The 19,199-nt window shown below is 61.0% G+C and carries 17 protein-coding genes; 7 read left to right on the top strand and 10 right to left on the bottom strand.

What is annotated here, in order from left to right:
- Window positions 1-607: 607 nt before the first annotated feature.
- The 6 genes from CER19_RS21695 to CER19_RS21670 all read right to left on the bottom strand — a co-directional run bounded on the left by CER19_RS21695 (window position 608) and on the right by CER19_RS21670 (window position 8,347).
- Window positions 608-1,378, bottom strand: coding sequence for an electron transfer flavoprotein subunit beta (locus tag CER19_RS21695; protein ID WP_116667992.1), 771 nt, complete (start codon window positions 1,376-1,378; stop codon window positions 608-610).
- Window positions 1,379-1,388: 10 nt separating this feature from the next.
- The gene (locus tag CER19_RS21690; protein ID WP_116667922.1) at window positions 1,389-2,609 is read right to left on the bottom strand and encodes an electron transfer flavoprotein subunit alpha/FixB family protein; all 1,221 of its coding nucleotides are present in this window, start codon (window positions 2,607-2,609) and stop codon (window positions 1,389-1,391) included.
- Window positions 2,609-4,552, bottom strand: coding sequence for a dimethylglycine demethylation protein DgcB (gene dgcB / locus CER19_RS21685; RefSeq protein WP_116667921.1), 1,944 nt, complete (start codon window positions 4,550-4,552; stop codon window positions 2,609-2,611). Before dgcB ends, CER19_RS21690 begins: the two co-directional genes overlap by 1 nt.
- Before the next feature lie 132 nt (window positions 4,553-4,684).
- The gene (gene dgcA, locus CER19_RS21680) at window positions 4,685-6,745 is read right to left on the bottom strand and encodes a dimethylglycine demethylation protein DgcA (RefSeq protein ID WP_003194876.1); all 2,061 of its coding nucleotides are present in this window, start codon (window positions 6,743-6,745) and stop codon (window positions 4,685-4,687) included.
- A 15-nt stretch (window positions 6,746-6,760) separates the two neighbouring features.
- On the bottom strand, window positions 6,761-7,291 hold the full coding sequence (locus CER19_RS21675) for a DUF5943 domain-containing protein (protein WP_005792152.1): 531 nt from the start codon (window positions 7,289-7,291) through the stop codon (window positions 6,761-6,763).
- A 78-nt stretch (window positions 7,292-7,369) separates the two neighbouring features.
- A complete protein-coding gene (locus CER19_RS21670; protein ID WP_032879065.1) occupies window positions 7,370-8,347 on the bottom strand; it encodes a dipeptidase in 978 nt (325 codons plus the stop codon).
- Window positions 8,348-8,565: 218 nt separating this feature from the next.
- Here CER19_RS21670 and CER19_RS21665 point away from each other — a divergent pair, with 218 nt between their 5' ends.
- Window positions 8,566-8,967 carry a lysozyme inhibitor LprI family protein gene (locus tag CER19_RS21665; protein ID WP_014720247.1) on the top strand — a complete coding sequence of 134 codons (402 nt, stop codon included), beginning with the start codon at window positions 8,566-8,568 and terminating at the stop codon, window positions 8,965-8,967.
- Window positions 8,968-9,011: 44 nt separating this feature from the next.
- On the opposite strand, the gene CER19_RS21660 is transcribed toward CER19_RS21665, so the two are convergent.
- Entirely contained in the window at window positions 9,012-9,980 is a 969-nt protein-coding gene (locus tag CER19_RS21660) for a tyrosinase family protein (protein WP_116667920.1), read from the bottom strand.
- A gap of 187 nt (window positions 9,981-10,167) precedes the next feature.
- On the opposite strand from CER19_RS21660, the gene CER19_RS21655 reads away from it, so the two are divergent.
- Entirely contained in the window at window positions 10,168-10,584 is a 417-nt protein-coding gene (locus CER19_RS21655; RefSeq protein WP_116667919.1) for a DUF3010 family protein, read from the top strand.
- Between the two features lie 125 nt (window positions 10,585-10,709).
- On the opposite strand, the gene CER19_RS21650 is transcribed toward CER19_RS21655, so the two are convergent.
- Window positions 10,710-11,654, bottom strand: coding sequence for a GlxA family transcriptional regulator (locus tag CER19_RS21650; RefSeq protein WP_116667918.1), 945 nt, complete (start codon window positions 11,652-11,654; stop codon window positions 10,710-10,712).
- A 195-nt stretch (window positions 11,655-11,849) separates the two neighbouring features.
- On the opposite strand from CER19_RS21650, the gene CER19_RS21645 reads away from it, so the two are divergent.
- From CER19_RS21645 to CER19_RS21625, 5 genes are all read left to right on the top strand, one after another.
- Window positions 11,850-12,794: a choline ABC transporter substrate-binding protein gene (locus CER19_RS21645; protein WP_116667917.1), complete on the top strand. Its 945-nt coding sequence runs from the start codon at window positions 11,850-11,852 to the stop codon at window positions 12,792-12,794.
- Window positions 12,795-12,879: 85 nt separating this feature from the next.
- On the top strand, window positions 12,880-13,767 hold the full coding sequence (locus CER19_RS21640) for a 3-keto-5-aminohexanoate cleavage protein (protein WP_056782933.1): 888 nt from the start codon (window positions 12,880-12,882) through the stop codon (window positions 13,765-13,767).
- Between the two features lie 142 nt (window positions 13,768-13,909).
- A complete protein-coding gene (locus CER19_RS21635) occupies window positions 13,910-14,875 on the top strand; it encodes an L-carnitine dehydrogenase (protein ID WP_116667916.1) in 966 nt (321 codons plus the stop codon).
- Window positions 14,876-15,005: 130 nt separating this feature from the next.
- Entirely contained in the window at window positions 15,006-15,476 is a 471-nt protein-coding gene (locus CER19_RS21630) for a thioesterase family protein (RefSeq protein WP_116667915.1), read from the top strand.
- A 248-nt stretch (window positions 15,477-15,724) separates the two neighbouring features.
- On the top strand, window positions 15,725-15,988 hold the full coding sequence (locus CER19_RS21625) for a hypothetical protein (RefSeq protein WP_116667914.1): 264 nt from the start codon (window positions 15,725-15,727) through the stop codon (window positions 15,986-15,988).
- Window positions 15,989-16,115: 127 nt separating this feature from the next.
- On the opposite strand, the gene CER19_RS21615 is transcribed toward CER19_RS21625, so the two are convergent.
- Together CER19_RS21615 and CER19_RS21610 are read right to left on the bottom strand one after the other, a co-directional pair.
- Window positions 16,116-17,219, bottom strand: a complete 1,104-nt coding sequence (locus CER19_RS21615) for a GlxA family transcriptional regulator (RefSeq protein ID WP_116667913.1) — start codon at window positions 17,217-17,219, stop codon at window positions 16,116-16,118.
- A 495-nt stretch (window positions 17,220-17,714) separates the two neighbouring features.
- Complete coding sequence (locus CER19_RS21610; protein ID WP_116667912.1) at window positions 17,715-19,091, bottom strand: L-serine ammonia-lyase; 1,377 nt, start codon at window positions 19,089-19,091, stop codon at window positions 17,715-17,717.
- Between the last annotated feature and the right edge of the window lie 108 nt (window positions 19,092-19,199).

The following is a 19,199-nucleotide window of genomic DNA, read 5'->3' as shown; positions in this document are numbered from 1 at the left end:
AAAATCCGTGACTTATTCAAACTTCCGGGTTTCAGCTCAAGCTGATCATTTATTGATCAAGCCTCCAAGAGCCTTGTTTGGCGTGGCTTGCAGCGGTAAGCGAACACCTTATCCACAGAGGCACCAACAGACTTTGGGGGCAACTTTGTCCGGGCTGTGGAAAAGCCCTTGAAACCCTCATAAATCGGGGATATCCAGCAGTTTAAAAGGCAAAAATTTAGGGATTGATCAATTATCAACCAACCCCGTGAAAGCCACGTTTTATAAGGCCTGTAGCGGATAGCGAACATCTTATCCACAAAAGCGCCAACAGACTTTGGGGGCAAGTCGAGGCCTTGACCCGGTGAAAACCCGAGCAAAAACCGCGAGTTAGACTGGTTATTTTTCGTACAGAGGGCTGCAGAGCTTGATACGCCGGGCTTGTGGACACCCGCGAACAGGTTATCCACAGGCGGATCAACAGACATTGTGGGTAAGCCAATGGCAATGCAGAAAAATGTGGGGCTGGGCTTGCCCGCGATGGCAGCACGTCGACGTATGAATGGGTTGCTGACCCACCGCTATCGCAGGCAAGCCAGCTCCCACAAGGTTAGGTGGTGGTCAGGGATCAGCGTACGACGCCCTCTTCTACAAGAAGCTTGAGAATCGCTTGCGCGCCCTCTTCGGCGCTCACGCCCTTGAGCACTTGCCCACCGCCGCCACTGGCCTTGGCCGTGGCAGCTTTCATACGGTCGGCGCCACTCTTGGCCTTGATCACCTTGAGCCGCTTGGGCCTGGGCTTGGCTGGCTGCAGTACGGCGGCTGTGAATAACTCATCGTCTTCAACCTCGACCTCATGGGCCGCCAATTCGCCGCGTTGCGCCGGGCCGTACGCGCTTTGCCGAGGTTTGGGTGCGGCGTTATCCACCGTCGCCAGAAACGGCAGGCGCACTTTCAAGCGCCGCCGTTGGCCACGTGGCAATGCCTGCAGCACATGGGCCACGCCGCCCTCGATGGACTCCACCTGCGCCAACCCGACGATCAGCGGCCAGCCCAACTGCTCGGCCAGCAGGAACGGCAACATACCCGAGCCTTCACCGGTTTCCGCCTGGCTGCCCGTGAGCACTACGTGGGCTCCCGCATCGCGCAGATAGTCGCTCAATACCGGCAACGCATCGGCGCCCGCCGGTTGTTCCAGTACCTGCAGTTGCGGCAGGCCCATGCCCAGGTAGCTGCGCAGGGTCGGTTCGGCGATGTTGCCGGCGTGCAGCACTTGCAACTTATCCCCAGCCAGTTGCAGCCCCAACTCGACCGCACGGGCGTCCTGCTCGGCGCGGCGAGGTCGCCCGGAAGTAGGGTGAGCGCCGATGGACACCAGGCTGAATACAGTGATCGTCATGGTCATATCCTCAGGCTGCATCACGCTTGGCGCCGTTGCGGTAGGTCTCGACCGCCGCGATCAAGGCTTGCAGTATCGCGGCGCTTTCGCCGATCACCGACAGGTCGGCACGCTTGATCATGTCGCACCCCGGGTCGAGGTTGATCGCCACCACCTTGTCGCAGGCACCGATGCCTTGCAGGTGCTGGATCGCCCCGGAAATCCCGACGGCCACGTACACCCGCGCAGTGACCCAGGTGCCGCTGGCGCCGACCTGGCGATCACGCGCCATGAAGCCATCGTCCACTGCCACCCGCGAGGCGCCTTCGGTGGCACCCAGGGCCGCGGCGGTCTGGTGGAACAGCGCCCAGTCCTTCACGCCGTTGCCACCGGAGAAAATGAACTCGGCCTCGGCCATTGGAATCGCTGCCGGGTCGACCGCCACCGCACCGAGGTCTTCGATACGCGGCAAACTGCGCGCCAGGCTTGTGGATAACTCCACGGCCAAGACTTCGTGGCGGGTCTCGCTGACCGGGTCGGCACATTCGGCGGCGGCGAGGATCAGACGGGGCAACGGCCGCGCCAGGTCTTCCTGGCCGGCACCGGCACGGCCGATGCATTCCTCACCCTTGATCTGCCACACCCGCGTCGCCGGACGTTCCTTGAGGCTGGCGGCAAAGCGTCGCCCCAGCTCACCACCCCCGCTGCGGCTGTCTGGCAGCAACCAGTGGCGCGGGCTGAATTGGTTATCCACAGCGCGCAGGCCCTGCACCCGTTGCTCCGGTGCATAACCCTCGAACTCATGCCCATCCAGCACCAGCAGACGGTCGACGCCCGCCGTGGCAAAGGCGCTTTCCTTGTGTTCACCGAACACCACCGCCAACACCGCGCCGTCACTGCCGGCCAACTGGCGCGCCAGACCAAGCAGGTCACGGTCGTGGCTGCTCAGGCGGCCACCGACCATGTCCGGCACCACGTTGATGTAGAACGCCGGGGCCGGCACCTGATGCAGCGGCAATTGCACTTCCACTGCCGCGGTGCGCTTGGCCGCGCCGCCCTGCTGGGCACCGCTGCGGTCGATGCGCTTGATGCCGTTGGGGCCGATAAAACCGACACCATGCACGTTTTTGCGAATGACGCCGTTGGGCCCCATCCAGCTGTGTTGCACCGGCTGCATCGCCGCGTGCAACGGGTGCAGGCGGTTACGGGCGATCCATTCGGCCCGTGGGTCGCGGCGGATAATATCGCTCATCAGTGCACCTCCGCAGGTTCACGCTTGACGGGGGCTTTGGCCGGCGCGGCGTCTTCAAGCAACGCGTCGGCTACCAGTTCGGCGATGTCCTTGATTAACGGGCGCGGTTCGACCACGCCTTCAAGCATCGCGGTGCATTGCGGGCAACCCACGGCCACCAGTTCGGCACCGGTCTCGCGAATGTCGTCCATGCGCATATCGGGGATACGTTGCTTGCCGGGGATGTCGGTGATCGGCGCGCCGCCACCGCCACCGCAGCAGCGTGAACGGAAGCCCGAGCGTTGCATTTCCTTGACCTCGATACCCAACGCCCGCAGCACTTGGCGCGGCGCCTCGTATTCACCGTTGTAGCGCCCCAGGTAGCAGGGGTCGTGGTAAGTCACGCTGTTGCCTTTGTGCTGGCCCAGGTTCAACGCGCCCTCACCGATCAGTTCGGCCATGAAGGTGCTGTGATGCTGCACGCGGTAGTTGCCGTTGAAGGCGCCGTATTCGTTTTTCAGCACATGGAAGCTATGCGGATCGCAGGTGACGATGCGCTTGAAGCTGTACTTGGCCAGGGTCTGGATATTGCGCGAGGCCAGCAACTGGAACGTCGCTTCATCGCCCAGGCGCCGCGCCACATCACCGCTGTCGCGCTCTTCCAGGCCGAGCACGGCGAAGTCGACCTTGGCGGCCTTGAGCACTTTGACGAACGCACGCAGGGTGCGTTGGTTACGCATGTCGAAGGCGCCGTCGCCGACCCAGAACAGCACATCGCAACTGCCTTTGTCGCTGAGCAACGGCAGGTTCAGGTCTGCCGCCCAGTTCAGACGACCACCGGGTGCGAAACCGCCGGGGTTGTCGGTAGCGATCAGGTTTTCCAGGACTTCGGCGCCCTTGTTCGGCGTGGCGCCTTTCTCCAGGGTGAGGTGGCGACGCATGTCGACGATGGCGTCCACGTGCTCAATCATCATCGGGCACTCTTCCACGCAAGCGCGGCAGGTGGTGCACGACCACAGCGTCTCGGCGTCCACGAGGCCGTTGACGATCGGCTGGTGCGGGTTGCCGCCGTGTTCGCCCACCGGTTTGCCAGGGTACGGGCTGCCGGCGAACTTGGCATCGGTGCCACCGGCCAAGCCGACCACCATGTCCTGGATGAGTTTTTTCGGGTTCAGTGGCTGGCCCGCGGCAAACGCCGGGCACGCCGCTTCGCACTTGCCGCACTGCACGCACGCGTCGAAGCCAAGCAGTTGGTTCCAGGTGAAGTCCTTGGGTTTTTCCACGCCCAGCGGCGCGGTTTTATCACTGAGGTCCAGCGGCTTCAGACCGGTGGAGCGGCCACCGCCAAAGCGCTCGGCGCGGCGGTGCCAGGCCAGGTGCAGCGCACCGGCGAAGGCGTGTTTCATCGGCCCGCCCCAGGTCATGCCGAAGAACATCTCGGACACGCCCCACAACACGCCCACGCCCAGCAATGCCGCGAGCAACCAGCCACCGAAGTCGGCAGGTAGAATCCCGGCCACCGGCAAGGTCACCAGGAAGAAGCTCACCGAGAAGGCCATCAGGCTTTTCGGCAGGCGCATCCACGGGCCTTTGGACAGGCGGGCAGGCGGATTACGGCGGCGCAGATACATGAAGATCGCGCCGACAAACATCAATGTCGATGCCAGCAGCAGCGCATAGCCAAGAATGCGGCTTTGCAGGCCGAAGCCGTGCACCAGGATCGCCAGCAGCGCCGACAGCACAAAGCCGAGCGCCGTCGCTACGTGGGTGTTGGCGATGTATTTGTCACGGGCGACCACGTGGTGCAGGTCGACCATGTAGCGCTTGGGCATGGCCAAAAGGCCGCCCAGCAGGTCGACTTTGGACGAGCGGCCACGGCGCCACATGTTCACCCGGCGCAAGGCACCGAGGACGGCAAGGCCCAGGGCGGCAAACAAGAGAATAGGCAGCAAGGTATTCAACATGGTGAAGCTCCCACAAGGCTCCTGTAGGAGCGAGCTTGCTCGCGAAGGTCGTCAACGATTACGCGCTCATCCTGGCTGAACGCGTTGTATTGGAGTTTTTCGCGAGCAAGCTCGCTCCTACAGGGTGATTGCCTAGAAATCCTTGCACAAGCGCAGGGCGTCATAGATCGCAGCATGGGTATTGCGTTGGGCCACACAGTCACCAATGCGGAACAGCAAGTACCCCTCGCCCGCCTCGCTCAAGCATGGCTGCGGCTTGATCGCAAACAACGCTTCAACGTCGATCTGGCCCTTGTTGCGCGAACCTTCCTTGAGCCCGTAGTAAATGGCCTCGTCCGGACGCACGCCGTTCTCCACCACGACCTGGTCCACCACCCGCTCCTCTTTGGCGCCGGTGTATTCGTTCTCCAGCACGGCCACCAGCTTGTCGCCTTCGCGGTAGACCTTTTCCAGCATCATGTCGCCGGTCATGATCACTTCCTTGGGGTACATGCTGCGGTAGTACGTGGGGAACGACGTACCGCCGATCGCAACGCCCGGCTTGATGTCGTCGGTGACGATCTCCACCTGGCTGCCTTTGTCGGCCAGGAAGTCGGCCACCGACATGCCGGTGAACTCGCAGATGGTGTCGTACACCAACACGTTCTTGCCAGGCAGCACCTTGCCGTCGAGCACGTCCCAACTGCTCACCACCAAGCCTTCAGCGGCGCCCCAGTGTTCGTTCTGCTCGATGAACGGATGCCCGCCCACCGCCAGCACCACTACGTCCGGACGCACGTCCAGGATGGTCTCGGCATCGGCTGCAACACCCAGGCGCAGGTCGACTTTCAAGCGCGCCAGTTCCAATTGATACCAACGGGTGATACCGGCGATCTGGTCGCGCTGCGGCGCTTTCGATGCCGTGGTGATTTGCCCGCCGATAAACTCTTTTTTCTCGAACAGCGTCACGTCGTGACCACGTTCAGCCGCCACGCGCGCGGCTTCCATCCCGGCCGGGCCGGCCCCCACTACAACCACCTTGCGCTTGGGCCCGGTGGACTTCTCGATGATGTGCGGCACGCCCATGTATTCACGGGAGGTCGCGGCGTTCTGGATGCACAACACATCCAGGCCTTGGTACTGGCGGTCGATGCAGTAGTTGGCGCCTACGCACTGCTTGATCTGGTCGATCTGGCCCATCTTGATCTTGGCGATCAGGTGCGGGTCGGCGATGTGCGCACGGGTCATGCCGACCATGTCCACATAGCCGCCTTCCAGAATACGCGTGGCCTGGTTCGGGTCCTTGATGTTCTGCGCGTGCAGCACCGGAACCTTGACCACTTCCTTGATGCCGGCCGCCAGGTGCAGGAACGGCTCCGGTGGGTAGCTCATGTTCGGGATGACGTTGGCCAGGGTGTTGTGGGTGTCGCAACCCGAGCCCACCACGCCGATGAAATCGAGCATGCCGGTGTCATCGTAGTACTTGGCGATTTGCTTCATGTCCTCGTGGGACAAGCCGTCCGGGTGGAACTCGTCACCGCACAGGCGCATGCCCACGCAGAAGTCATCCCCCACTTCGGCACGCACGGCCTTTAACACTTCCAGACCGAACTTCATGCGGCCCTCGAAGCTGCCGCCCCACTCGTCGGTACGCTTGTTGACCCGCGGGCTCCAGAACTGGTCGATCATGTGCTGGTGCACGGCCGACAATTCCACCCCGTCCAGGCCACCGGCCTTGGCCCGGCGCGCAGCCTGGGCGTAGTTGCCAATCACGCGCCAGATCTCTTCTGGCTCGATGGTCTTGCAGGTGGCCCGGTGCACCGGCTCACGCACACCGGACGGCGACATCAAGGTTGGCCAGTTGAAGCCGTCCCAACGCGAGCGCCGGCCCATGTGGGTAATCTGGATCATGATCTTGGCGCCATGCTTGTGCATGGCATCGGCCAGATTCTGGAAGTGCGGGATGATGCGGTCGGTGGACAGGTTCACCGACGCCCACCATTCCTGCGGGCTGTCGATGGCCACCACGGAGGAGCCGCCGCAGATCGCCAAGCCAATACCACCCTTGGCTTTCTCTTCGTAATACTTCACATAGCGGTCGGTGGTCATGCCGCCGTCGGTGGCATACACCTCGGCGTGAGCGGTACTGAGCACGCGGTTGCGGATGGTCAGTTTGCCGATCTGGATCGGCTGGAACATTGCTTCGAAAGCCATGGCACGGTCCTCGGCTTACAACGGTTTGACGGTGAACAAACCATCATCGTGGCCCTCTTCGGAGCCTCCGTAGACTTGTTCGGCGACAGTGCGAATCTTGCTGCCACGGGCCTCAAGAATCTGGTCCATGGCGCCGGCAAACCAGCCAGTGAACATGTAGTCCACCTTGCGGCCGACCTTGCCGTACACGTAGACGAACGCCGAGTGTTCCAGCTTGACGCTGGCGGTGCCTTTGTCCAAGTCGATGTCCTGGATCTTGAACAGGCCCCAGCCGCGTTGCGACAGGCGCTTCATGTAATGCTCGAACACTGCGACGCCTTCCAGGCCGTGGCATTCAGCTTCTTTTTCACACCAGTGCCAGGCGGATTTGTAGCCAGCCTTATAGAGGATCTCGGCGTAGGCGTCAGCGCCCAGCACTTCTTCGATGCCCATGTGGTTGTTGACGAAGAAATGGCGTGGCACGTACAGCATTGGCAGGGCGTCGGAGGTCCAGACACCGGTTTCGCTGTCGACTTCAATTGGCAATTGCGGGGCGATCTTGGCCATGGAAACTTAACTCCAGAAAATTCGTTTTGATGCCCGCCACGCGGATGGCGGCGGGTGAAGGATTAAGCGAGCAGTGGCTTATTCGCCCCAGACGTCTTTCAAGACGTTGACCCAGTTCTCGCCCATGATCTTGCGCACCACGCGCTCGCTGTGGCCGCGCTTGAGCAGGGTCTCGGTGAGGTTGGGGAACTCGCCCACGGTACGGATGCCCAGCGGGTTGATGATCTTGCCGAAGCTGGTCAGGCGGCGGGCGTAGCCCTTGTCATGGGTGAGCATTTCGAAGAAATCCTGGCCATGTCCCTGGGTGAAGTCGGTGCCGATGCCGATGGCGTCTTCACCGACGATATTCATGGTGTATTCGATGGCTTCGGCGTAGTCGTCGATGGTCGAATCGATGCCCTTGGCCAGGAACGGCGCAAACATGGTCACGCCGACAAAACCGCCATGGTCGGCGATGAACTTCAGCTCTTCATCAGACTTGTTGCGCGGGTGCTCTTTAAGCCCGGACGGCAGGCAGTGGGAATAGCACACCGGCTTTTTCGATTCGAGGATGACCTCTTCGCTGGTCTTGGAGCCCACGTGGGACAGGTCGCACATAATGCCGACGCGGTTCATCTCGGCGACGATCTCACGCCCGAAACCCGACAGGCCGCCATCGCGCTCATAGCAACCGGTGCCCACCAGGTTCTGGGTGTTGTAGCACATCTGCACCACGCCAACGCCGAGCTGCTTGAAGATCTCGACATAGCCAAGCTGGTCCTCAAAGGCATGGGCATTCTGGAAACCGAAGATGATGCCGGTCTTGCCCTGCTCCTTGGCGCGGCGGATGTCGGCGGTGGTTTTCACCGGGATCACCAGGTCACTGTTTTCACGGATCAGGGTCTGGCTGGCGACGATGTTATTGATCGTGGCCTGGAAGCCTTCCCACACCGACACCGTGCAGTTGGCGGCAGTGAGGCCACCTTTGCGCATGTCTTCGAACAGGTCGCGGTTCCACTTGGCAATAATCAGACCGTCGATAACGATGCTGTCGGCGTGCAACTCGGCTGGGCTCATCAGGCGTCCCCTTATTGGCGATTCATGCGCCGAATCGTCTGCCGGCGCTTTGGGGCCAGCATATGCCCAGGCACCGACGGAGCCGGGTGCAAAAACGACAGGGGAATTGCCGAAAGCGTCAATCCACGACAAAGGCTATGCAGACATGCCTGACTGGCGGCTGTTCTTTGTCTTACGCTTGAGCCAGAATTGCGCATCACGTGATATGAGACGGCGCAATGAAATCGATTTTCCTGGCTTTGGCACTCATCGCAACCACCGCCCACGCGGCCGAAGACACCGACAGCACGCCGTGCGACGGCATTGAGAACGACCAGCAAACCCTGGAATGCGCCACTTACAACAAAACCACCGCCGAGCAATTGCTCAAGGATAACTATCAGGGGTTGCTGGAGCGCATGGGTTCGACCTACGGCAGCGACAAGACCAAACTGGCGGACATTACCGCCCGTCTGAAGGATGCCCAGCAGAAGTGGGAAAAACTGCGCGACGCCGATTGCGCAGTGGACACCTTCCCGGCAGTGACCGGCACCAAGGCCTATGCGATTGCGCACAACGACTGCCTGGCGCGGATGAGTGATGAGCGGTCGGAGTTTTTGGAGTCGATCGGGCAGGAATAAATGCCCTTCCCAACGGCTGAGACGCGGGAAGGGCCTTGCCCCATTCAAGCCATGAAAGGTGACTTGAATGGCCTCTTGGTCAGAGGCACGCCTGGTTCATAGGCATAACCCAGGGTGGTGATGTCCATCACGTCGCGGATGCGACGCTCCCAGGGTTTGATCACATCATCGTAATTGTGCCCGGTCGGCCCCCCTTGCATTGGGCAGTAGTGAGGCGACAGATCAGGCTTATCCAGTTTCATTTGCGCCTGCCAGTCGGCCCAGATCTTGTCGATAAAGCAGTGATGCAGAAAAAACACCGGGTCCTCGGGGGACGTCATTGCCAACATGTTGCCGCCGATCCACAGATGGACTCGGTTGTGCAACTGCGAGCCGGGCGTGCTGACTTGCGGGTCGCCCTTCTGGGTGATCCATCCTTCAAGTCGGTTTCTGAAGCCCCGGTTGAACGGGCTCGCGTTATAATTGGGCTCGTCATACAAACCTTCATTCATTGCCATCTTCACGTCGGCAGCCGTAGGCAGCGAGGTGACCAGTTGCGAGAATTGTCGCTTCAGGCCCGGCTCCGGCAGGCCGTCCTCAGGGTAATCCGGCACCGGCCAATTGCCGTATTGGTGCGCAAAAGGGCCATCTTGCACCCTGAAATAATCGGCAGCTTTACCGTCGCCGCCGATTAGCTTCCATACCGGTGATTTCATTGGTTCTTCGGCATCCAATGTCCAATCCCAATAAGGCAGCGTTACGTCAGGCTTGATGGCTTGCAGGTCGGCTTCCAGTTGCAGAAGCATCTCACGGTGCCATGGTAAAAAGGCGGGGCCCAAGTGGGCGCCGTTACGATAGTCGGGGTCTTGGGGCTCATCGGGATGAACCGTAGGCACCATCACTTCGTGGTGCCAATGAACATACTTGTTGTAGCCATCTTTTCCGTCGCCGCGCGCCTTGAGGGCCAGCAACGTATTGAGAAAATCCAGCCATTCGGTCCCGCTCAGTGTTCTAATTTCCTTGCGTATGTTCATCGCCAGCTCCCTGTTCACAATGGTATGAAATCGCAGAAGTTCCTGTCCTGAATCTAGGTTATGGGGCTTACACACATCTACTGTCATATCTGACAGTTCAGGCAGTGCTCTGACGAATGGTCGACACCGTTCAACTGCTTCGAGCCTGCTACCATTCACGCCCTCTTCATCTGCTCAAGGCAACGCCATGACCCTCTGCGGCATCGAAATCAAAGGCAGCGAGGCCATCATCGCCCTCGCCGCCCTGGACAACCAGACGCTGACCCACATCGCCCTTTCCACCAAGAAAATCGCCCTTGAAGACGACGACGAAGCAGCCAACGTGAAAGCCTTCGCCGCCCAGGTGAAGGCGTTCGTGCAGACAAACGCCATTACCCGTATCGCGATCAAGAAGCGCAGCAAGAAAGGCGAGTTCGCCGGTGGCCCGACGACGTTCAAGATTGAAGGAGTGTTTCAGTTACTGGACGGGGTGGAGGTGACGCTGCTGTCGCCGCAAACCATCAATGCGCAGAACAAGAAGCACGCCTTTGAACTGCCGGCGACGCTGAACAAATACCAGCATGAAGCCTACAAAGCGGCGTGCTCGGCACTGCTGAAAAAATAAGCCACACCGCCTGCCCATGTGGGAGCTGGCTTGCCTGCGATTGCGGCGGGTCAGCACCGCATATGCCAACGGATACACCGCCATCGCAGGCAAGCCAGCTCCCACATTGAATTTTGCGCCAAGGCTTAAACTACCTCCCGCCGCCGATCCTCCCTCGGGCATTTGGCAAACCTGGCGCGATAACTTCGCGTGAAATACGACGGCGACTCGAACCCACACGCAATACTCACCTCCAGCACGCTCATGTCGCTCTGACGCAGCAGTTTGCGGGCTTTTTCCAGGCGCAGGCCCAGATAGAAATTACTGGGGGTATCGTTCAGGTGCAGGCGAAACAGCCGCTCCAGTTGGCGCCGGGTGACTTTGATTGCCTCGGCCAGGGCAAGAGTGCTCAAGGGCGGCTCAGTGTGTTGTTCCATTTCGCCGATCACTTGCACCAGCTTCTTGTTGTTGATGCCGTAGCGTGTGGCGATTTGCATACGTTGGTGGTCTTTGCGTGGGCGGATGCGGCCGAGTACGAACTGCTCCGAGACCTGAATCGCCAGCTCGGGGCCGTGGGCCTGGGCGATCAGGTCGAGCATCAGGTCGATGGAAGCAGTGCCGCCGGCACAGGTAATACGGCGCCGGTCGATTTCGAACAGTTCCTGGGTCACGCTCAGGTGCGGATAGGCTTCCTTGAAGGCGTCGATGGCTTCCCAGTGCAAGGTCAGGCGGTGGCCGTCAAGCAGGCCCGCCTCGGCCAGCACGCAGGCGCCGGTGTCGATGGCGCCGAGTGTCACACCCTCCTGGTCAAGGCGGCGCAGCCAATGCTCCAGGGCGGGCGTGGCGAACTGCAAGGGTTCGAAGCCAGCCACCACCAGTAAGGTCGCGCCTTTTTTCAACGGTTCCAGCGCGGCGTCGGCGTTGACCGACATGCCGTTGCTCGCCAGCACCGCTGCGCCATCGGCACTCAAGATGTGCCAGCGGTACAGCTCGCCGCGAAAGCGGTTGGCCACCCGCAGCGGTTCCAGTGCGGAGATAAAACCGAGGGCCGAGAAACCCGGCATCAGCAAGAAATAGACATCCTGGGACATGGTGGCGCTCTCGTCGGACGGGCAGCGTGGTCACTGTGATACGCCAGTTCAACCGGCCATTCAAGAGCACAGGTCGCTGCAGTGCAAGAGCGAGTCGCCGCCGTGCGCTTTGCGGGGCGCCAAGCTGCGTAACGTGATCCCACGGCGCACAAAGACGCCGGCACCCACAATAACGACCTGCCGAGGGTTCCACCCATGAACCGACTGATCAGCCGCTGCGTACTTGCACTCAGCGCCAGCGCCATCTTGAGTAACACCGTCATGGCAGCGGACGCCGCTTCTTGCCAGAACGTGCGCATGGGCGTGGTGAACTGGACTGACGTCATCGCCACCAGCGCCATGGCTCAAGTACTGCTCGACGGCCTGGGCTACAAAACCAAACAAACCAGCGCGTCCCAGCAAATCATCTTTGCCGGTATACGTGATCAGCGCCTGGACCTGTTCCTTGGCTACTGGAACCCGCTGATGACCCAGACCATCACACCGTTCGTCGACGCCAAGCAAGTCAAGGTCCTCGACAAAGCCAGCCTGCAAGACGCCCGCGCCACCCTGGCAGTACCCACCTACCTGGCGGACAAGGGCCTGAAAACCTTTGCCGACATCGCCAGGTTCGAGAAAGAGCTGGGCGGCAAGATCTACGGCATCGAGCCGGGCTCGGGCGCCAATACGCAGATCAAGGCGATGATCGCCAAGAACCAGTTCGGCCTGGGCAAGTTCCAGTTGGTGGAGTCCAGCGAAGCCGGCATGTTGGCTGCCGTGGACCGTGCCGTGCGCCGCAAGGAAGCCGTGGTGTTCTTTGGTTGGGCCCCGCACCCGATGAACGTCAATGTGGCGATGACTTACCTCACCGGCAGCGAAGACGCCCTGGGCCCGAACGAAGGCATGGCCACTGTGTGGACCGTGACCGCGCCGGCCTACGCCGAACAGTGCCCCAACGTGCATAAGTTGCTGACCAACCTGACGTTCACCGCCGCCGACGAGAGCCGCATGATGCAACCGCTGCTGGACCACAAGGACGCCATCGCGTCCGCCAGGCAGTGGCTCAAGGACCATCCACAAGACCAGGCGCGCTGGCTGGAGGGTGTGACCACCTTCGACGGCAAGCCGGCTGCCGCCAACCTGCAATTGACCACGAAATAACCCATCCAGATCACCGCTTCGCAGCCCCTGAAGGCTGCGAACGGCGCCCTACGCCTTGAAATCACACGCCTGTAAGGAACCACTCATGAACCACGACGTCATCATCACCTGCGCACTCACCGGTGCTGGCGACACGACCGCCAGAAGCCCCCACGTGCCGGTCACTCCCAAACAAATCGCCGCCGCGGCGGTGGAAGCCGCCAAGGCCGGCGCCACCGTGGTGCATTGTCACGTACGCGACCCGCAGACCGGTAAGTTCAGCCGCGACGTCGCGCTGTACCGCGAAGTGATGGAGCGCATCCGCGAGGCCGACATCGACATCATCGTCAACCTCACCGCCGGCATGGGTGGCGACCTGGAGATCGGCGGCGGCGAGAATCCTATGGAGTTCGGGCCTAATACCGACCTGGTGGGCCCGCTGACCCGCCTCGCCCACGTTGAAGAACTGCTGCCGGAAATCTGCACCCTGGACTGCGGCACGCTGAACTTCGGCGATGGCGACACCATTTACGTGTCCACCCCGGCGCAACTGCGGGCCGGCGCCAAACGTATCCAGGAACTGGGCGTAAAGGCCGAGCTGGAGATTTTCGACACCGGCCACCTGTGGTTCGCCAAGCAGATGATCAAGGAAGGGCTGCTGGATAACCCGCTGTTCCAACTGTGCCTGGGCATTCCCTGGGGCGCACCGGCCGACACCACCACGATGAAAGCCATGGTCGATAACCTGCCCGCCAACGCGGTGTGGGCCGGCTTCGGCATTGGCCGCATGCAAATGCCAATGGCCGCGCAAGCGGTGCTGTTGGGCGGCAACGTACGGGTGGGCCTGGAAGACAACCTGTGGCTGGACAAGGGCGTGCTCGCCACCAATGGCCAACTGGTGGAACGCGCCAGTGAAATTCTCAGCCGGTTGGGCGCACGAGTCCTGACCCCAGCCGAAGGCCGCATCAAGATGGGCCTGACCCAACGCGGCTAACACAGACACCACCACTCCTGTGGGAGCCGGGCTTGCCCGCGATGAGGCCAGTAAATCCGCCACATCTTTGTAGCCTGGAATGCCGCCATCGCGGGCAAGCCCGGCTCCCACAAAGGATCATCGAACACTTTAGGAATATGCCATGCGCTTTATCACCGAAATCAAAACCTTTGCTGCGTTGGGCAGCGGTGTCATCGGCAGCGGCTGGGTGTCCCGTGCCCTTGCCCATGGCCTGGATGTGGTGGCCTGGGACCCGGCACCCGGTGCCGAGGCGGCCTTGCGCAAACGCGTCGCCAACGCCTGGGCCGCCCTAGAGCAACAGGGCCTCGCGCCCGGAGCCTCCCAAGACCGCTTGCGCTTTGTCAGCACCATCGAAGAGTGCGTGAAAGACGCCGACTTCATCCAGGAAAGCGCCCCGGAACGCCTGGAGCTGAAGCTGCAATTGCACAGCCAGATCAGCGCCGCGGCCAAGCCGAACGCATTGATCGGCTCCAGCACCTCAGGGCTATTACCCAGCGAATTCTATGAAGGCTCCACCCACCCGGAACGCTGCGTGGTCGGCCACCCGTTCAATCCGGTCTACTTGCTGCCATTGGTGGAAGTGGTAGGCGGCAAGCACACTGCGCCAGAGGCAATCCAGGCGGCGATCAAGGTGTATGAATCCCTCGGCATGCGCCCGCTGCATGTGCGCAAGGAAGTGCCGGGGTTTATTGCCGACCGCCTCCTGGAAGCGCTGTGGCGTGAGGCGCTGCACCTGGTCAATGACGGGGTGGCGACCACCGGCGAAATCGACGATGCCATTCGTTTTGGTGCCGGGTTGCGCTGGTCGTTCATGGGCACCTTCCTCACTTACACCCTGGCGGGCGGCGATGCTGGCATGCGCCACTTCATGGCGCAGTTCGGCCCGGCGTTGCAGTTGCCATGGACTTACCTGCCGGCGCCTGAACTGACTGAAAAACTGATTGATGATGTGGTCGATGGCACCCGTGAACAATTAGGTAACCACAGCATTTCGGCGCTGGAGCGCTATCGTGATGATTGCCTGCTGGCGGTGCTGGAAGCCGTAAAAACAACCAAGGCCAAGCACGGCCTGAACTTCGCCGAATAATCCTGTAGGAGCGAGCTTGCTCGCGAAGATCGCCAACGATAACGCGGGGCATCAGTTACCCCACGGCGATCTTGAGTTTTTCGCGAGCAAGCTCGCTCCTACAAAAAGCCTTTTGAATTGGATTCATGCCATGCCCGCACTGACCACCTACACCACGAACATCCTGCCCGACTGGGTCGACTACAACGGCCATCTGCGTGACGCGTTCTACCTGCTGATCTTCAGCTATGCCACCGATGCGCTGATGGACACCCTGGGCCTGGATAGCGAAAACCGCGAAGCCAGCGGCCACTCGCTGTTCACCCTGGAGTTGCACCTGAACTATCTGCATGAGGTAAAGCTCGGCGCCGAGGTTGAGGTGCATACCCAACTGATCGCCCATGACGCCAAGCGCCTGCACCTTTATCACAGCCTGCACCTTGTGGGCGAAGAGCGCGAGTTGGCGGGTAACGAACAGATGCTACTGCATGTCGATCTGGCCGGGCCGCAGTCGGCGCCGTTTGCCGGCGCGACCCTGGAAAAACTCATTGCCCTGAGCCGGGAACATGCCGATCTACCCCGGCCTACTCTACTCGGCCGGGTGATCGGGTTGCCCGCGTAAAAAAAAGCCCCGATCCAGCCGTGACGGGATCGGGGCAGAGTGCTTTGTGTGAGCCGTGCATTTCGAGGGTGACCAAACCTTCAAGCTGCGTGCCTGGGTTCAGTGTGCCCGTTACGGGCCAGGTCAAGTAACCCGAAAACGACCTGTTCATAGCCATACGAGCCATCGGTGGATTCTGCCCTTGCCGCCAGTCCTGGGGCCTACCAGAATCCAAGTCAATTCCCGCTCCCTACACCAGGATGACCGTCATGATGCACGCGGATTTGATTGACCAGGATGACCTGCTGGGCCAACTGCGCTCGCTGGGTTTTGAAGTGTCCAGCGGCGCTACCGCCGAGCAGGCTTGCGAGTGTGCGGTGCGCGGGTTGAGCGAAACGCGGGCCAAGGCGCTCAAGGGCATGGTGGAACAGATGTACGGCGGCAGCGCGACGATTTTGCCGGCGGTGAGGCAGGCAATCGACAAGCAATTGTTGCCGGCGCTGATGCAGTTCAAACAAAGCTCCGGCGCCTGAAATACATCCTCTGTAGGAGCGAGCTTGCTCGCAAAGATCGCCAACGATAACGCGGGGCATCAGATATCCCACGGCGATCTTGAGTTTTTCGCGAGCAAGCTCGCTCCTACAATAAGTCAGCCCGGTGTCAGAGCCTTACACTGGCAAACGTCGACTCATTGCGCGCCTGGCTCAACGCCGACATCGGCCCCGACAACGGGGACAACACCAGTGCCGGCGGAATCGGCATCATCGCCACTTGCTGGGTGGTGTTGGAGCCTACACGTTCATCCCGTGGCGGAATGCCGAAGTATTCGCGGTAGCACTTGGAGAAGTGCGGCGTAGACACAAACCCGCACACCGAGGCGACTTCGATGATCGACATTGGGGTCTGCTTGAGCAGTTGCCGTGCACGAATCAAGCGCAGCTTGAGGTAGTAGCGCGACGGCGAGCAGTGCAGGTATTTCTGGAACAGCCGCTCCAACTGCCGGCGCGACACGGCGACGTACACCGCCAGTTCGTCCAGGTCGATCGGCTCCTCGAGGTTGGCTTCCATCAGCGCGACGATTTCCTGCAGTTTCGGCTGGTTGGTGCCGAGAATGTGCTTGAGCGGCACACGCTGGTGATCCTGTTCGTTGCGGATGCGTTCGTACACGAACATCTCGGAGATGGCGGCCGACAATTCCCGGCCGTGGTCGCGGCTGATCAGGTGCAACATCATGTCCAGGGGCGCGGTGCCACCGGAGCTGGTGAAGCGGTTGCGATCGAGGGTGAACAGGCGCGTGCTCATGGCCACCCGCGGGAAGGCTTCCTGCATCGACGCCAGGCATTCCCAGTGCACGCTGCAATCAAAGCCGTCGAGCAAGCCGGCGCAGGCCAGGGCCCAACTGCCGGTGCACACCGCGCCGAGGCGGCGAGACTGGCGCGCCTGGCCTTGCAGCCATGACACATGTTCACGGGTGACGGTGCGCTGGATACCGACGCCGCCGCACACGATGACAGTGTCCAGGACCGGTGCTTTGTGCATGGAGGCATCGGGTGTGATTTGCAGTCCATCACTGGCCCACACCTGGTTGCCGTCGACACTCAGGGTTGTCCAGCGATACAGCTCGCGGCCGGACAGCTGGTTGGCCATGCGCAGTGGCTCCACGGCTGACGCCAGGGAAATCAGCGTGAAATTGTCCAGCAGCAAAAAGCCGATGGATTGAGGCGCACGGTTCTGGGGTTGGGCCCCGGAGTTGGTCGACGTCATCGCGGTATCTCCTCACATCACACAAAGCGGGTGGTGGCCTCAGGCGAGGCTCTTGTTATTGCACTCGTCCTGGAAAGGAGAGGCTTTGAAATTGATAGAGCAAATGCCATGCCTAAAATTGAATGGCTATTCAAGAACTCCTGAAAACGACCTGTTGACGCGTCTATACAAGCCCGCGCGTGAAGTGCGGGATATGACGCATAACGGGCGGGGTTCAAGGGGGGTGAGCAGATCGGTAGCACTTGTGGGAAGGCGCTTTGCGGGCGTAGGAGAACTCTGTCACCCAAAGCACATCAGGCGTGTGATCGTGGAGGAATTCGTTCGGAAGCTACTTATCTATTTGCGACGCGCTAAAAGGTGGCGATTTTGGCTGAGGGTGTTCACTTTGTGAGCAATTGTGTCAGCACTATGGCCATCGCGGGCAAGCCCGGCTCCCACCTTTGGAATGCGTTCCCCTGTGGGAGCTGGCTTGCCTGCGATAGCGATATCATTGATTCAACATTCAACCGCACTCACCGCCAACCCACCGCGTGATGTCTCTTTGTACTTGTCATGCATATCGGCCCCGGTATCACGCATGGTGCGGATCACCCGGTCCAACGAGATGAAGTGCTGGCCATCGCCCCGCAACGCCATTTGCGCCGCGTTGATCGCCTTCACCGCCGCGATTGCATTGCGCTCGATACACGGCACTTGCACCAGGCCGCCCACCGGGTCGCAGGTCAGGCCGAGGTTGTGTTCCAGGCCGATTTCGGCGGCGTTGCACAGTTGCTCCGGCGTGGCGCCAAGGATCTCCGCCAGCCCGGCTGCGGCCATCGCGCACGCGGAACCAACCTCGCCCTGGCAACCGACTTCGGCACCGGAGATCGAGGCGTTCTTTTTACACAGGATGCCCACTGCCGCCGCGCCCAGCAGGTAGTCGACCACGTTGGCTTCGGTGACTTCTTCACTGAACTTCATGAAGTAGTGCAACCCCGCCGGGATGATTCCCGCCGCGCCCTTGGTGGGCGCCGTGACCATGCGCCCACCGGCGGCGTTTTCTTCGTTGACCGCCAGGGCAAACAGGTTGACCCATTCCATGGCGCTCAAGGTCGAGCCGATCACATTGGGTTTGTTCAGCTCCTGCAAGCTGCGGTGTAACTTGGCGGCGCGACGGCGCACGTTCAAGCCGCCAGGCAGGATGCCTTCGTGCTTGAGGCCCTGCTCCACGCAATCTTGCATGGCGCGCCAGAGTTTCATCAGGCCGCTGCGGATTTCTTCTTCGCTGCGCCAGGTTTTTTCATTCGCCAGCATCAGTTCGGCAACGCGCAGGTTGTGGGTCTTGCACAGCTGCAACAGCTCCACGGCACTGGAAAAATCATAGGGCAGCTCGGTGCGGTCCATGTCCGCCACACCGCTTTGGGCCTGGGCTTCATCCACCACGAAACCGCCACCCACCGAGTAATAGGTGTCGCGGTGCAACTCGCCGTTTTCGCCAAACACCACCAGGGTCATGGCATTGGGATGAAACGGCAGGTTTTCGTCGAGCAGACGCATGTCCCGCGCCCACACAAACGGCACCGGTAAACGCCCGTCCAGCAGCAGCGTGTCGGTTTCGCGCAGGGTGTGGATACGTGCACCGATTTGCGTGGGGTCGATTGCGTCCGGCCACTCGCCCATCAGGCCCATGATGGTGGCGGTGTCGCTGCCGTGGCCGATGCCGGTGGCCGACAGCGAGCCGTACAGTTGCACTTCGACACGCTGCACCTGTTCCACCCACCCACGCTCACGCAACCCCTGAACGAACAACGCCGCGGCGCGCATGGGCCCCACGGTGTGCGAACTCGAAGGCCCGATGCCGATCTTGAACAGGTCGAAAACGCTGATAGCCATTAACGTGAAACTCCTCGATAAGCACGGGCCGGGCTTGAACGAGGTGCTACGCTCAGATCGCCCAGATGGCGGCATCATCAAGCTTTTATTCGTCATCACGGCGTCTCA

This window comes from Pseudomonas sp. GL93 (assembly GCF_003408955.1).
In the GTDB taxonomy this organism is placed as follows: domain Bacteria; phylum Pseudomonadota; class Gammaproteobacteria; order Pseudomonadales; family Pseudomonadaceae; genus Aquipseudomonas; species Aquipseudomonas paracarnis.
Note: the sequence above shows the minus strand (reverse complement) of the source record. Positions and strands in the feature narration are given on the sequence as shown.